Source organism: Amycolatopsis sp. NPDC088138 (assembly GCF_044741685.1).
Classification (GTDB): domain Bacteria; phylum Actinomycetota; class Actinomycetes; order Mycobacteriales; family Pseudonocardiaceae; genus Amycolatopsis.
On record NZ_JBIUTB010000002.1, the window covers coordinates 1,235,033 to 1,249,083 of the forward strand.

General features: G+C 71.2%; 11 protein-coding genes. 5 read left to right on the top strand and 6 right to left on the bottom strand.

Going from position 1 to position 14,051, the window contains the following annotated elements; translation table 11 throughout:
- Positions 1 to 447: 447 nt before the first annotated feature.
- Together ACIOD2_RS13415 and ACIOD2_RS13420 are read right to left on the bottom strand one after the other, a co-directional pair.
- Positions 448 to 1,938 (bottom strand): right-handed parallel beta-helix repeat-containing protein, encoded by a 1,491-nt coding sequence (locus ACIOD2_RS13415; protein WP_400537392.1) that lies wholly within the window; start codon positions 1,936 to 1,938, stop codon positions 448 to 450.
- A gap of 178 nt (positions 1,939 to 2,116) precedes the next feature.
- On the bottom strand, positions 2,117 to 2,878 hold the full coding sequence (locus ACIOD2_RS13420; RefSeq protein ID WP_400537394.1) for an SDR family NAD(P)-dependent oxidoreductase: 762 nt from the start codon (positions 2,876 to 2,878) through the stop codon (positions 2,117 to 2,119).
- 130 nt (positions 2,879 to 3,008) lie between these two features.
- On the opposite strand from ACIOD2_RS13420, the gene ACIOD2_RS13425 reads away from it, so the two are divergent.
- The gene (locus ACIOD2_RS13425; RefSeq protein ID WP_400537396.1) at positions 3,009 to 3,878 is read left to right on the top strand and encodes a helix-turn-helix transcriptional regulator; all 870 of its coding nucleotides are present in this window, start codon (positions 3,009 to 3,011) and stop codon (positions 3,876 to 3,878) included.
- Here the strand turns inward: ACIOD2_RS13425 and ACIOD2_RS13430 are convergent.
- Positions 3,862 to 4,569: a TetR/AcrR family transcriptional regulator gene (locus ACIOD2_RS13430; RefSeq protein WP_400537398.1), complete on the bottom strand. Its 708-nt coding sequence runs from the start codon at positions 4,567 to 4,569 to the stop codon at positions 3,862 to 3,864. The two genes, ACIOD2_RS13425 and ACIOD2_RS13430, sit on opposite strands and share 17 nt — an antisense overlap.
- Positions 4,570 to 4,690: 121 nt before the next feature.
- On the opposite strand from ACIOD2_RS13430, the gene ACIOD2_RS13435 reads away from it, so the two are divergent.
- Together ACIOD2_RS13435 and ACIOD2_RS13440 are read left to right on the top strand one after the other, a co-directional pair.
- Positions 4,691 to 6,163, top strand: coding sequence for an MFS transporter (locus ACIOD2_RS13435; protein ID WP_400537399.1), 1,473 nt, complete (start codon positions 4,691 to 4,693; stop codon positions 6,161 to 6,163).
- A gap of 18 nt (positions 6,164 to 6,181) precedes the next feature.
- Positions 6,182 to 7,093 carry an NADP-dependent oxidoreductase gene (locus ACIOD2_RS13440; protein ID WP_400537401.1) on the top strand — a complete coding sequence of 304 codons (912 nt, stop codon included), beginning with the start codon at positions 6,182 to 6,184 and terminating at the stop codon, positions 7,091 to 7,093.
- Here ACIOD2_RS13440 and ACIOD2_RS13445 read toward each other — a convergent pair whose 3' ends face one another.
- Complete coding sequence (locus tag ACIOD2_RS13445; RefSeq protein ID WP_400537403.1) at positions 7,094 to 8,212, bottom strand: FAD-dependent oxidoreductase; 1,119 nt, start codon at positions 8,210 to 8,212, stop codon at positions 7,094 to 7,096.
- 75 nt (positions 8,213 to 8,287) lie between these two features.
- Here ACIOD2_RS13445 and ACIOD2_RS13450 point away from each other — a divergent pair, with 75 nt between their 5' ends.
- Positions 8,288 to 8,977 carry a TetR/AcrR family transcriptional regulator gene (locus ACIOD2_RS13450; protein ID WP_400537405.1) on the top strand — a complete coding sequence of 230 codons (690 nt, stop codon included), beginning with the start codon at positions 8,288 to 8,290 and terminating at the stop codon, positions 8,975 to 8,977.
- Here the strand turns inward: ACIOD2_RS13450 and ACIOD2_RS13455 are convergent.
- Together ACIOD2_RS13455 and ACIOD2_RS13460 are read right to left on the bottom strand one after the other, a co-directional pair.
- Positions 8,974 to 12,171: a family 78 glycoside hydrolase catalytic domain gene (locus tag ACIOD2_RS13455; RefSeq protein WP_400537407.1), complete on the bottom strand. Its 3,198-nt coding sequence runs from the start codon at positions 12,169 to 12,171 to the stop codon at positions 8,974 to 8,976. The genes ACIOD2_RS13450 and ACIOD2_RS13455 overlap by 4 nt on opposite strands.
- Positions 12,172 to 12,297: 126 nt before the next feature.
- Positions 12,298 to 13,269, bottom strand: coding sequence for a magnesium transporter CorA family protein (locus tag ACIOD2_RS13460; RefSeq protein ID WP_400537409.1), 972 nt, complete (start codon positions 13,267 to 13,269; stop codon positions 12,298 to 12,300).
- 74 nt (positions 13,270 to 13,343) lie between these two features.
- On the opposite strand from ACIOD2_RS13460, the gene ACIOD2_RS13465 reads away from it, so the two are divergent.
- Positions 13,344 to 13,937 (top strand): PhoU domain-containing protein, encoded by a 594-nt coding sequence (locus tag ACIOD2_RS13465; protein WP_400537411.1) that lies wholly within the window; start codon positions 13,344 to 13,346, stop codon positions 13,935 to 13,937.
- Positions 13,938 to 14,051 lie beyond the last annotated feature (114 nt).

Here is a 14,051-nt window from a genome sequence, read left to right on the forward strand (position 1 = left end):
GCCACCCCCCCCCCCCACGGCCCCGGGGGGGGGGCCGCCCGTCCCGCGGTGCGGCACCCGCGGGCTTTTGGGGCGGGGGGGTGCCGCCCCCGGGGGGGGGGGGGGGGGGCCGGGCCCCCCCCGCTTCAGGTCAGGGTTTGGGCAACGCCGGCCTCGGTCGCTGCCTGCCGCGGCCAATACGCCGCCGCGATAGCCGACACCCCGCCGGTGATGGCCGACACGCATCCGGTATGGCCAACACGCTGCCGGAAACGGCCGACACACCGCCCGCCGCGGCCAACACGGTGCCGGCAATCCCCGACACGCCGCCCGGAGTGGCCATCACAGCGGCCGGAGTCAGCGGCCGAGCGTGATCGTCGGCGTGTTGGCCGGTTCGGTCGTCATCGCGGCCCGCCCGGCGGCGCCCGGGTGGTCCGGGCACCGCCGCTTCACGCGTGGGGGATCAGCTCAGCAGGGGCCGGCGACCCCGTCGAAGGAGGCGCAGTCGTCCTGGTCCCAGGGGGTCGACTGCCACTGCTGGGCGGTGAGCGAGCGTGAGGTGTCGCCCGCGACGAAGGTCCACGGGCCGTAGTAGGCGTTGCTGAACCAGTAGTTGCCCTGGTCGTGGGTGATCGCGTCCTGGACGACCGTGCCCTGGTAGGGCGACCAGGTCGGGTACGTGCCGTAGTTGGCCAGCAACGCCATCCGGCCGCAGAGGCCGGTGGTGCAGCCGACGTGCGCCGGGTCGAACCGGAACGTGTTGTCGTGCACCTCGACGAGCTGGGTCTTCCAGCGGCAGTCGTCGTAGAGCGGCCGGGTGGCGATGCCGGGCGCGGAACACAGGGTGCGGTCGGCGACCAGCTTGGTGCAGGTGTTGCTGGACGTGTTGGCGGGGCTGTTGCAGAACCGGTCGGCGTTCTCCCACGCCGTGATCCCGGACCAGTTGTCCTCGAACGTGTTGTCGTAGATGTCGATCAGGTGAGTACGGGCCGGCACCCGCCGCTCGCCGCCGGATTCCGAGAGGTACACGCTGGCGACGGGGAAGTTGTCACCCCGGTCGGACTTCAGCTTGCCGGAGACGAGCGCGTTGCGCCGCAGGACGTTGTCGCGGAAGATCAGGTTGTAGCTGATCTCGTAGAACATGCCTTCGGCGTCATTGTCCTCGATGAGGTTGTACTCGACGAGGAAGTCGTTGTTGTTGGTGTCGGCCCACAATCCGGCACCGCGGTTGTCGTGCACCCAGTTCCCGCGGACATCGGCCTTGTTGACCGCCCAGAACTTGATTCCGCCGCTGCAGCCGCAACCGGGCGCGCGGTTTTCCCAGTCGTCGGTGTTGTTTCCGACGATCTCGTTGCTTTCGACGACCAGCCCGGTGATCGTGTTGTCCGAACGGTAGGCGTTCATGCCGTACTGCCCGTTGTTCCGCAGGCAGCTGTGCCGCACCACCTGCCGGGCGCCGGCCATCAGCCCGGCACCGGCGTTGTTCTGCACGGTCGTGTTCTCGATGGTCCAGTGCTCGCCCGAATCGTGGTTGACGACGCCCTGGTCCTGCGGCGGCACGAAGTTCTGGACGGTCAGCCCGCGGATCGTCACGTCCTTCGCCTGCTGGGTGAAGGCGGCCAGGTTGACCCGCTGCCCGTCGAGCACGGCGCCCGGCGCGCCGAGGTAGACGTCCCCGTCCTTGGGGATGACCTGGCCGAACGGGTCGGTGGCGAGGGTGTGCGTGCCCGGCGGGAGCCAGAACGTCGTGCCGGCCGGGGAATCCTGCGTCTTGTGGTAGAGGTCGCCGGGCACCGCGGGGTCGATCACGACGGCGCCGGGTGGCGCCGTGACGTTCGCGACCGGCTGGTGGTCGCACACCGGCCCCGGCGTCGGCGCTTTCGCCGCGCCGGCGGTGCCGGGCGGAACGAGCAGGGCGGCCAGTACTGCGGCTGCGAATACGAAACCGGTGCGGGACATGGGGACGAACTTACGGAGTCCGCCTCGAAATGCGCATAGCCCAGCCGTGTTCGCCTTCGCCGCTTTCGAGTGTACGAGGTAACACAATCCGTCGTGATCAAAGAACGTCGTGACAATTGCCGCAAATCAACCGGGGTCACCTTCACGCGCCGGGAAAATTGCCGTTTCGCGCCGCGGTTCAGACCTGGTCGGTGGGGCGGATGACGATTTCGGCGACGGCCCGGCGGCGCGGGCTGGTGACGATGTATTCCACGGCCTCGGCGATGTCGCCGGGGTGCAGTTGTTCGACGTCGGCGAACCGGGCGGCCATCCGTTCCTGGACGGCGCTCTGCTGGTGGCTCTGCAGCTCGGTCTCGACGAGCCCCGGCTCGACGACGGAGAACCGGACGTTGCGGCGGGCGTACTCCTGCCGCCAGGCCTCGGTCGCGGCGGTGACGCCGAACTTGGTGGCGTTGTAGACCGCGGCACCGGGGATGGTCCAGCGGCCGGCGATGGAACTGACGTTGACGACGTCGGCGACCTGCCGCGGGCTGGTGGCGGCGGCTTCGACGAGGTGCGGCAGGGCGGCCTTGGTGACGTACAGCAGGCCGGTGACGTTGATGTCGACCATCTGCTGCCACTCCGTCAGCGGCGACGCGATCGAGTCGCCGGTGAGCATGACGCCGGCCGCGTTGACCAGGGTGTCCAGCCGGCCGAGCCGGTCGACGGCGGTGCCGACCACGGCGGTGGCGGCGTCGGCGTCGGTCAGGTCGGCCGCCAGCGCGACCGCCTGGCCGCCCTCGGCGGCGATCTCCTTGGCGAGCACCTCGATCCGGTCCTGACGACGGGCGACCAGCACGACGGTGGCGCCCCGGGCCGCGAGCGCGCGGGCGGTGGCCTGGCCGATGCCGCTGCTGGCCCCCGTGACCAGGGCGACCGTCGACAACAAGGGGGTGGGCATGGAGACCTCCGGAAGGGTGACGAGTGACTGAGATCAACTCTCCGCCGCGCGTTATCCAGGTGCCAGAGTGTGCTTATGGGGGTATCCGCACCACCTGGCACCAGGCTCGGCGCGGTGGCACAGTGGACCCGTGACGACGTCCGAGCTGCGGGGCAAGCGCGAGGAACTGGCCTCCTTCCTGCGCAGCAGGCGGGAACGCATCTCCCCGGAGCAGGCCGGCCTGCCGCTCACGGGCCGCCGTCGCACGCCGGGGCTGCGCCGCGAGGAGGTCGCGCACCTCGCGGGCATGGGGGTGACCTGGTACACGTGGCTGGAGCAGGGCCGGGACATCAACGTCTCCGAGCCGGTGCTGGCCGCGATCGCGCGCACGCTGCGGCTCGACCCGTACGAGCGGGCCCACCTCTACACCCTGGCCGGGCACCCCGGGCCGCCGCCGGCCCGCGGCCACGCGGCCGTCCCGGACGCCGTGCTGGTGATGGTGCACCACCTCGAGCCGATCCCGGTCGTCGTGATCGACGCCCGGTTCGACCTGCTCGCCTGGAACCGCACCTACGAGCAGCTGGTCGGCGGGGTCGACCACCTGCCGTTCGAGGACCGCAACTGGCTGCTGCTGGTGTTCACCTCACCCAGGTGGCGGAACGCCATCCTCGACTGGGAGGACGCCGCGGCGCGCCTGGTCGGCCGGTTCCGCGCCGGGATGGCGGCCCACGCCGGCGAGCCCGGCTGGAAGAGCCTGGTCACCCGGCTGCGGCGGGAGTCACCGGACTTCGAGCGCGTGTGGGACCGGCACGGGGTGCGTGGGCCGGAGAACTTCACCAAGCACTACCTCCACCCCGAGGTCGGCCTGCTGAAGCTGGACTACACGCAGCTGTCGGTCGGCGAGGGTTCAGGGCTCAAGCTCGCCACGCACACCCCGGTGGACGACGACACCTGGGCGAAGGTCCGGCTCCTGCAGGAAAAAGCCGAAGGGCGAGCGGACCGGGTCACGGCGCCGGAGTAAGCGTGTCGAGGATCCGCTCGAGGCCGACCCCGAACAGGTCGTCGTCGGACCACTCCTGGTCGACGAAGCCGGACGTGCTGAGCGTCGGGTAGATGTCCCGCCGGGCGGTGATGTGCGCCCGGGCCTTGGTGACGACCTCGGGATCGTCGAGCCGCCGCCAGGTGGCGTCGGTCATCGCCGTGCCGATGACGAAGCCGGTCAGCAGGTGGGTGGCGGACGCGAGCTCGAGGCCGCTCAGCCCGGCGCGGGTCAGCGTCGCCTGCACGAACTCGGTGCGCGCCAGCACGTTCGGGCCCAGCAGGGGGCGGCCCAGCAGGCCGGGTGACCACGGGTGCGCGAGCATCGCGGCGCGCCAGCCGAGCAGCAGCGCGCGCAGTGCGGCGCGGGGTCCGGGGCCGGGCTGGGGGAGCGGCACCTCGCCGAGGACGTGGTCGACCGCCAGGTCGAGCAGGTCCTCCTTGGTCGAGACGTGCCAGTAGAGCGCTGTCGACGTCACGTCGAGGCGCTGCGCCAGCCGCCGCATCGTCAGCCGCTCGGCCCCGTGGGCGTCGAGCTCCGCGACGGCCTCGGTGACGATCCGCTCCAGGGTGAGCGGCGCGGCCCGCCGCGCCGGGCGGTCCCGCTCGCCGCGCAGCCACAGGACGTCGCTGGTGGCGGGCGGCGTTCCGCCGTCGGGGTCTCCCGTGGTCACGAGCAGCCACCTTACTCATCGCGACGGGCTGGGTTACCGTCGGTCGCTTAACTTACCATTGATAAGTTAGACCTACCGATGTTAAGTTGACGGCGGTTCCCCTCACGGATCGAAGGTCGAAATGAACCCTGCCGACGGCTCCCGCGCCCCGCACCGCTGGATCGCGCTCGTGGTACTGAGCCTCGCCCAGCTGATGGTCGTCCTGGACTCGACCATCGTGAACATCGCCCTGCCGACCGCCCAGCAGGACCTGGGGTTCTCGGTCGGCAACCGGCAGTGGGTCGTCACCGGGTACGCGCTCGCGTTCGGCAGCCTCCTGCTGCTCGGCGGCCGGCTGTCGGACTTCTTCGGGCGCAAACGGCTGTTCGTCATCGGGCTGGTCGGCTTCGCGGTCGCCTCGGCGCTCGGCGGGGCCGCGAGCGGGTTCGGGATGCTGCTGGTCTCGCGGGTCGCCCAGGGTGCGTTCGGTGCGATGCTCGCGCCGGCGGCGCTGTCGATGGTGTCGGTGACGTTCGCCGACGACGCGAACGAGCGCGGCCGCGCGTTCGGGGTGTTCGGCGCGATCTCGGGGGCCGGCGGTGCGCTGGGCCTGCTGCTGGGCGGCGTCCTCACGCAGGACCTGTCGTGGCGCTGGTGCCTGTACGTGAACCTGGTCATCGCCGCGGTCGCGTTCGCCGGCGCGCTGGTCTTCCTCACCGAGGGGGAGCGGCCGGAACGCACCCGGCTCGACGTCTCGGGAACGGTCACCGCGATCCTCGGCGTGGTCGGCATCGCCTACGGGCTCGGCAACGCCGCGGCCAAGGGCTGGAGCGACCTCTGGACGTGGGGACCGGTGCTCGCCGGCGCCGTGTTCGTGCTCGTCTTCGTGCTGATCGAGCGCCGCGTCCGGAATCCGCTGCTCCCGCTGCCGGTGCTGCTGGACCGCGACCGGGGCGCGGCCTACCTGTCGATCGGGATCTCCGGCATCGGCGGGTTCGCGGTGTTCCTGTTCCTCACCTTCTACCTCGCGGAAACGCTGAAGTTCACGCCGTTCCAGACGGGCGTGGCGTTCCTCCCCATGGTCGGCCTGGTGATGGTCGGCGCGGTGCTCTCCGGATCGGTGCTGCTGCCGCGCGTCGGGCCGCGCCCGCTCGTACCTGCGGGCTGCCTGCTCGCCGCGCTCGGGATGGCGCTGCTCACCGGGATCGGCACGTCGTCCACCTACACCGGCGGTGTCCTGCCCGCCCTGCTCGTCATCGGCCTCGGACTGGGGCTGGTCTTCGGCCCGGGACAGAACGCGGCGACCAGCGGGGTGCGGCCGCACGAGTCCGGGGTGGCGTCCGCGATGGTCAACATCGCCCAGCAGATCGGCGGGTCCATCGGGCTGGCCGTGTTCAGCTCGCTGAGCGCGACGGCGATCACGAGCTACCTCGGTGACCACGCCGCGACGGCGGCGAACCCGGCCACGATCGTCGATGCCACGCTGGCCAGCTACCACTTCGTGTTCTGGATCGCGGCGGCGCTGTTCCTCGGGGGCGCGGTCGTGTCCGCGGTCCTCTTCCGCAGCGGGCCCCTGCCGGTCACCCAGGATGCCGCACCCGCCGTCGTCCACTGAGCGAAAGCGAGAAACACCATGAAAGCCGCACAGTTCAAGCAGTTCGGCGGTCCCGAGGTCCTCGAGATCGTGGACCTCCCCGACCCGCACCCGGGTCCCGGCCAGGTCCGGATCGTCGTCCACGCGGCCGGGGTCAACGCGACGGAGACGAAGCTGCGCAGCGGCGAACTGTCCTTCGGCGCGGGACTCCCGCAGACGACTGGCCGGGACGTCGCGGGGGTGGTCGACGAGCTCGGCGAGGGCGTGACCGACGTCGCCGTCGGCGACCGGGTGTTCGGCATCTCCGACGACGGCGCCGGCGCGGCCGAGCTGGCCCTGCTGACCTACCGCGCGCCCATCCCGCCGTCACTCGGGTTCGTCGACGCGGCCGCGCTCCCGATCGCCCTCGAAACGGCCACGCGCGCGCTGGACCAGCTCACCGTCGCGAGTGGACGGACGCTGTTCGTCAACGGTGCCACCGGCGGGATCGGCGGCACGGCCGTCCAGCTCGCCCTCGCCCGCGGCGCGCGGGTGATCGGCGCCGCCGGTGCCGCCAACCAGAACTACCTCGCCCTGCTCGGCGCGGAGCCCGTGACGTACGGCGAAGGCATGGTCGACCGGATTCGCGCGCTCGCTCCCGGCGGCGTCGACGTCGCGTTGGACGTGGCAGGCAACGGTGTCCTGCCCGAGCTGATCGACCTGGCCGGTGGCGCGCACAACGTCGTGACGCTGGCCGACTTCGAGGGCGCGGAAAAGCACGGGGTGCACTTCAGCAACGGGTTCGTCGACGGTCACGGCTTCCACGCCCTCGGCGAGATCGGCGCGCTGATCGAGGCCGGCCGGTTCTGGCTGCCGGTCGACCGGACCTTCCCGCTCGCCGGGATCGTCGAAGCCCACCGCGCCAGCGAAACCGCCCACGCCCGGGGCCGGCTGGTGCTGGTGATCGGGTGATCAGCGGCCGGCGACGGCGTTGATCAGGGTGTGGGGCGTGCCCTCGCCCAGCATGACGTAGAGGTCGGGGGCCTCGGCGGCGGCCGTGGCGCTGCGCGTGAACATGGCCTGCTCGTACGTGCCGAGCGCGGTCTCGATGTCGCCGGGGTGCGCGGCGATGGCCCGGCCCAGCTCGGCGCCGTCGTACATGGCCAGGTTGGCCCCTTCGCCGTTGGGGACCGTGAGGTGAGCGGCGTCGCCGAGCAGGGTGACGCCGGGGGTCCGGTCCCACCGGTGCTCGGGGGGCAGGGTGTGGATGGTGCGCAGGACCGGCGCGGTCTCGCCGGCGGTGACCAGCGTGGTGAGCTCCGGCGCCCAGCCGTCGAACTCCCGCACGATCCGGGCGGTGGCCGCGGTGGGATCGGTGAAGTCGACGCCCGCGAACCACTCCCGCGACCGGGCGAGCATCACCCAGGTGTGCAGGTTCCCGTCGCGTTCCCGGTGGGCCAGGATCCCCTTTCCCGGCTCCAGCACCATCATCGCGCCGCCGCCGACGGTCTTCGCGCTGGTCGGGTGCCGGTGGTCGCCGTCGAACAGGTGGGTCTCGACGAACCCGATGCCGGTGTACTCGGGGGTCGCGCCGGACAGCAGCGGCCGGACCCGGGACCACGCGCCGTCCGCGCCGACGAGCAGGCTCGTGGTGACGGTGGTGCCGTCGGCGAAAGCCACCTCGTGACGGCCGTCGCCGAGGGCGCGGACACCGGTGACCTTGTGTCCCCAGTGGACGGTGCCGGCCGGGAGCGAGTCGAGCAGCATCCGCCGCAGTTCACCGCGCTGCACCTCGGGGTTGCCGCCCGTGCCGTCGTCGGGCACTTCGAGCAGGACGTGCCCGTCCCGGTCCAGCAGCCGCATCGCCTGGCGGCCTTCCAGGACGAGGTCGCGGAACTCCTGGGTCAGGCCCGCCGCCTCCAGCGCCGGCTGGCCGTTGTAGTCGCGGATGTCGAGCAGCCCGCCCTGTGTGCGCGCCGACGGCGACGATTCCGCCTCGTGAACGACGGACGGGATGCCGTGGATGTGCAGCACGCGGGACAGCACCAGGCCGCCGAGGCCCGCGCCGATGATCGTGACCGGGGTTGTCATGGTTCCTCCGGAGTCGGATTGGATCGTCACTCCAATCAAGCTAGCACGGGTTTGGATCGGCGATCCAGTCGTGCGATGATGAGCACCATGGGCAAGAACACCGCGCCGCGCTCCCCGCGGCGCACGGACAGCCTGTCCCGGGAGCTGATCATCGAAACCGCGACCGAGCTCCTGGACAGCGGCGGCGAGAGCGCGTTGACGCTGCGCGCGCTCACCATCCGGCTGAGCACCGGGTACGGCGCGATCTACCACCACGTCGCGGACAAGGGCGACCTGCTCGCCGCCGCCACCGACGACATCATCACGCGCGTGCTGTCCGGCGCGGCCCTCGACGAGGACCCGCGTGCGACCCTGCGCCGCCTCGCCCTCGGCCTGTTCGACGCGGTCGACGCGCACCCCTGGGTCGGGGCCGAACTCTCCCGGCAGCCGTGGCGGCCCGCGCTGCTGGACTTCTACGAGAGCATCGCCCGGCTGCTGGACGCGCTGGCGGTCCCCGAACGGGCGCGCTTCGACGCGGCCGGCACGCTCACGAACTACGTGCTCGGTGTCGCCGTGCAGAACGCCGCGAACGCCCGGTACCTGGCCGACACCAAGACGGACCGGGCGTCCTTTTTGGACAACGCCGCCGCGCAGTGGGCGCAGGTGGACCCGGCCCGCTACCCGTTCGTGCACGCGTCGGTCACGCAGCTGCGCGAGCACGACGACCGTGAGCAGTTCCTCGCCGGCGTCGACATCTTCCTGGCCGGCATCGCCACCCTGGACTAGCCGGCCCGGAACTCGTAGGTCCCGGAGCCGACCCGGAAGCGGGCGTAGCCGTTCTGCGTGCCTTCCGCCGTCGCGTCGGCCGGAGCGTTGACCCGCTGCCCCCGGGCGACGGGTACGAAGACCTCACCCGTCGCGCCGACGGGCACGCCGACCCGCAACGTGAAGCGGTTCCGGTTGTCCCGGGTCCAGTCCGAGCGCACCTGGCCGAGCGGGGAGTCGACGTGCGCCGACGCCTGCCGCAGGTCGCCCACGGGGGAGGGCTGGATCTTGACCTTCGTGTAGCCCGGCGCCGCGGGCTCGATCCCGGCGACGTCCTGGTACAGCCAGTCGTCGACGGTGCCCATGAAGGCGTGCTGGTGGGACCGCGACCCGGCCTGCCACTCCTCCCACATCGTCGTCGCGCCCAGTGCCTGGAACCAGTAGCCCCAGCCGGGGTACGTCGGGTTCGTGGCGACGCTGTAGGCGAGCTCCGCGTTCCCCGTTTCGGTCAGCACCGGGAGGATGAGCTTCGTGCCCAGCGCCCCGGTGTTCAGGTGGACCCCACGGCCCTTGATGTCGCCGACGAGGTTCGCGACGACACCGGCGCGGGCCGCGGCCGGCACGATGCCGAGGCTCAACGGCAGCAGGTTGCTGGTCTGGCGGTAGCCCGCCGCGGGATCGTCGAAGTACGCCCCCTTCGAGGCGTCGTAGAACGTGGTGTTGAAGGCACCGGCGATCGTGCCGGCGAGCTTGTCGAAGCGCGCCGCGTCGTCGTTGTGCCCGAGGGCACGCGCGATCTCCGCCATCGTCGTGGTGGTCTTGTGGATGTAGGCGGTGCCGGCGAGCCGGGCGCCCTCGGGCGGCTGGGCGAACCCGGGCGCGAGCCAGTCGGCGTAGCTGCCGCCGGTGTAGATGTAGCCGGTCTTGGCGATGTTCTTCTCGAAGAACCCGAGCCACGCCTTCATCGCCTCGTAGTTGTCCGCGAGGGGCTGGATGTCGCCGTAGTACCAGTAGAGATCCCAGTCGACGAGCACGAAGCTCGCGGACCAGACCGGGTCGATCACCTGCTTGGCCCCGACGGTGCCCGGCACGGTCTGGCCGATGTTCCCCTCCGGCGTCTGGTCGTCGCGGTGGGCCCGCATCCAGTTCTCGTAGAAGTTCTCCATGTCGAAGCTGCCGATGGCGGCGTCGGCGGCCAGGAAGGCGTCGGCGGTGTAGGGCCGCTTCTCGTACATCGGGGTGTCGGTCGGCACCGAGTGCAGGTTGTTGAGGATCGTGTTCGCCTCGGCGGTGTGGTAGCGGTTGAGCAGGTCGCTCGAGCTGCTGAAGTCCCCGGTCTTGGCGACCGCCGTGTGGACCCGCTGCCCGGTCACCGCATCGACGGTGACGCCCGCGGGCGCGGCGACCTGGACGTACTGGAACCCGGCGTAGGAGTAGCTCGGCGTGAACGTCTCCGGCCCGCCGCCCTTCAGGATGTAGGTGTACTTCTGCAGCTCCATCCCGAAACCGCCGATGTTGTCGACGGTGCCGTCGGCCTTCAGCTTCTCGCCGTAGGTGATCGTCACCTGGGCACCGGCCGGCCCGTGCACGCCGACCTCCGCCCAGCCCGCGGTCGGGCTGCCGAAGTCGTGCACCGTCGTCCCGGGGGCGGGGGTGGTCACCTTGCCGGTTCCCAGCGTGTCGGTCACCTTGATCGGCGGGAACGACTGCGCCCGCAGCGTTCCCGCGGGCGCCGGGACGACACGCGCCGGGCGCCAAGCGGAGTCGTCGAAGCCCGTGTTGTTCCAGCCCGGCTGCTCGAGCCGGGCGTCGTGGGTTTCGCCGAACCACAACGATTCCGAGGTGGTGGGGCCGTCGGCGAGCGACCAGCTGCCGTCGCTGACGACGCGCCCGCTCGTGCCGTCGGTGTAGGTGACGTCGAGTTCGAGTTTCAGCTTCGGCTCACCGTGCCACGGCGAACTCAGCCACTCGTCGGGGTTCGTCATCGCGTAGTAGCCGCGGCCCAGGCTCACGCCGATCGTGTTGTCCCCGGACCGCAGGGCCTGGGTCACGTCGTAGGTCGCGTAGAGATCCGTCTTGTCGTAGACGGTGAACGCCGGGTCCAGCTCGTGGTCGCCGACCCGGTTGCCGTTGAGGTAGAGCTTGTAGTACCCGAGACCGGCGACGTACGCGCGTGCGGACTTGATCCGCTTGCCCGCCGTGAAGTCCTTGCGCAGCAACGGTTCCGGCGGCGTTGTCGCGGTGACCGAGTTGCCCCACGGACCCGAGCCGTAGGCGGCGGCCACCAGCGCGGCCGGCCACGCCGAGTCGTCGAAGTCCGGCTGCTGCCACCCCGTGGTGTCCGTGTCGGACGCCTTCCAGGAGGCGTCGGTGACGATGTCGACCGGAGCCCCCGCCGACGTCTCGACGTGCAGCTTGCCGACGAGCCCGGACGGGCCGGGCTGGGCGTTGGCGGCCTGGATCGCGAGGACGTTCCGCCCGGGCCGCAGGTCGGCGGTGAGGTCGACGTCGACGGCCGTCCGCCACGAGTCGGTGACCGGCGGCGAGCTCGCGACCTGCTTCCCGTTGAGGGACAGGACGAAGTTGTCGTCGGCGGTGAGCTGGATGTGGGCCGCCGTGACCGTGGCGCCGACGTCGAACGCCCGCCGGAAGTACCGCGTGCCGACCGGCGCGGAGTCCGCCGGATTGCCCTGGGGGTACCAGATCCAGTTCGCGCCCTGCAGCGACGTGGTGACCGGCTCCGCGCGCGCCCCGATCCAGTCGCCGTGGAAGTCGGCGCCGGTCAGGAACGCCGTCTCGAACCACGCGGCGTCGCTCCAGTCCGATGCGCGGCCGGCGGCGTCCCAGACCCGGACGCGCCAGTAGTACCGCGTGCGCGACCGCAGCCCGGCTCCGGCGTAGGCGACGTCGAACGACTTCGCCGACGGCACCCGGCCGCTGTCCCACACGTCGCCCGTCCGGTTCGGGGCCGACGACACCTGCACCTGGTAGGCCGACTGCCGGGCCCCCGGCTGGTCCGCGTCCAGCACCCAGCCGAGCCGGGGCTTGGCCACGTCGACGCCGAGCGGGTCCGCCTGGTGCTCGACCGTCAGCGTCCCGGCGTCCAGGCCCTTCGTGTGCCCGCCCGGGTCGGCCAGGACCGGAGCCGTTCCCAGGCCGGACATGGCCAGCACGACGGCCAGCACGGCCGAGACTCCCGCTACACGCGATCTCATCGCACATCCTCCATTGGCGGGCGACTCTTGAATCGTTTCAATACCGGTGCCGCGCAACGATATAACGCTTACGGCGAGGTGACAAGGGACACGACTCTCCAAGCGTTAGAACGTTCTAAACGAACGTCAGAGCCAGTCGCGGCGCTTGAACAACACGTAGAGCCCGGCGGAGAACACCACGATGACGACCGTGGACACCCAGAACCCCCACGGCTGGTCGACACCCGGGTAAGGGATGTTCTGGCCGTAGAAGCCGGTGATCGCGGTGGGCACCGCGATCACCGCCGCCCAGCCGGTCACCTTCTTCATGATCGTGTTGAGGCGGTTCGCCTGGAGGTTCAGCTGGGTTTCGCGGATGGTCGTGATGAGCTCGCGCAGCGACTCCGTCCACTCCGACGCGCGCAGCACGTGGTCGTAGACGTCCTGGTAGTACGGCATCAGCCCGCTGTCGCAGACGTTGTGGTCGCGGCGCATCAGCGAGTTGACGACCTCGCGCATCGGCAGCACGACCCGCCGGAGCCGGACCAGGCTCTTGCGCAGGTGCAGGGAGCGGCGGTGCATCTCGCGGTGGTCGACGTCGTCGTCGAAGACGAGGTCCTCGAGGGCCTCGATCTGTTCGTCGAGGGACTGCACGGCCTCGAAGTGACTGTCGACGACGTAGTCGAGCAGCCCGTGCAGGAGGTAACCGACGCCGCTCTTGGCGAGCTCGGCGGTCGCGTCCCAGCGGGTGAGGACCTCGGTGATGTCGAAGTCGTCGTTCTCCCGGACGGTCACCAGCGCGCGTTCGGTGATGAACGCGTCCATTTCGATCGCTTCGAGGTCGCCGGTCTTGACGTCGAGCCGCACCGCGTAGGCGGTGAGGAAGGAGTGCGTGTCGTACCGGTCCACCTTGGGTCGCTGGTGGTCCTGCACGACGTCCTCGACCGCCAGCTTGTGCAGCGAGAGCTCCTCGCTGATCGTGGCGAGGTCCGCCTCGGTGGGGGCGCACAGGTCGAGCCAGACGGTGGCCGCCGGGTCGGCGAGGTGGTCGGACACGTCCGCGGCCGGGAAGTCCTCGGCGACGAGGACCCCGTCGCGGTAGAGACGGGTGCGGGCCATGCCGTGGAGGGTAGCGCGTTGAATTCCCGTCAAAGTGCTGGACGCGGGCTGTCCTGGATGGACAGTGTGGAGGCATGCGCACGACCGCCGGCCTCGAATCCGCCGCCGCCGACCTGGTGTGGCTGACCCGGGCGACCGCGGCCGCGATGGAGCGCGCGACCGTCGCCCTCGAGGAAGCCGACGTGGCGCTGGCGGACGACATCGTGGCCGATTCGGTCCGGCTCGACCGGGAGCGCGAAGAGCTGGCCCGCCGCGTGCACACGGTCCTGGCGCTGCGGGCACCGGCCGTGACGGTCCTCGCGGCGATCCACGCGCTGACCGAGCTGGAGCGGCTGAGCGGGTTCGTCCTCCAGGTCGCGCGGGCCGTCCAGCGCGCCTACCCGCACCCGGTGGTGCCGCACGCGCTGACCCCGGCCTTCGTCGAGCTGGGCCGGCTCGCCGTGTGGCTGGTGGAACTGGCCGCCACCGACGACGGGCACGCCCGAGCGTCGATCGGGGTGGAGGACGACCTGGCCGACCTGCGCCGGATCCTGGCCACGCTGGGCGAGCCGGCCGACATCGCCGCACTGAGCCGCGTCTACCAGCGGTTCGCCGAGCACGCGGTCGTCCTCGGCCGCCTCATGAAGTCCGCGGCGCCCGGCAGCCGGGTGACGGGGACCGCCGCCTGAGCGGTGACTTCGACCGTGCGTGCCACGGGTTTCCGGCCGCGCGGTGATGTCCCGGTACAGCTGAGGTGCCGCCACGGGTTACGCCGATCACCCGCGCCGGATGCCTGCTGGGGA

Coding starts and splice junctions, on each gene's coding strand:
- ACIOD2_RS13415 (WP_400537392.1), bottom strand. CDS start 1,938: ATGTCCCGCACCGGTTTCGTATTCGCAGCCGCAGTACTGGCCGCCCTG.
- ACIOD2_RS13420 (WP_400537394.1), bottom strand. CDS start 2,878: ATGCCCACCCCCTTGTTGTCGACGGTCGCCCTGGTCACGGGGGCCAGC.
- ACIOD2_RS13435 (WP_400537399.1), top strand. CDS start 4,691: ATGAACCCTGCCGACGGCTCCCGCGCCCCGCACCGCTGGATCGCGCTC.
- ACIOD2_RS13440 (WP_400537401.1), top strand. CDS start 6,182: ATGAAAGCCGCACAGTTCAAGCAGTTCGGCGGTCCCGAGGTCCTCGAG.
- ACIOD2_RS13445 (WP_400537403.1), bottom strand. CDS start 8,212: ATGACAACCCCGGTCACGATCATCGGCGCGGGCCTCGGCGGCCTGGTG.
- ACIOD2_RS13450 (WP_400537405.1), top strand. CDS start 8,288: ATGATGAGCACCATGGGCAAGAACACCGCGCCGCGCTCCCCGCGGCGC.
- ACIOD2_RS13455 (WP_400537407.1), bottom strand. CDS start 12,171: ATGAGATCGCGTGTAGCGGGAGTCTCGGCCGTGCTGGCCGTCGTGCTG.
- ACIOD2_RS13460 (WP_400537409.1), bottom strand. CDS start 13,269: ATGGCCCGCACCCGTCTCTACCGCGACGGGGTCCTCGTCGCCGAGGAC.
- ACIOD2_RS13465 (WP_400537411.1), top strand. CDS start 13,344: ATGCGCACGACCGCCGGCCTCGAATCCGCCGCCGCCGACCTGGTGTGG.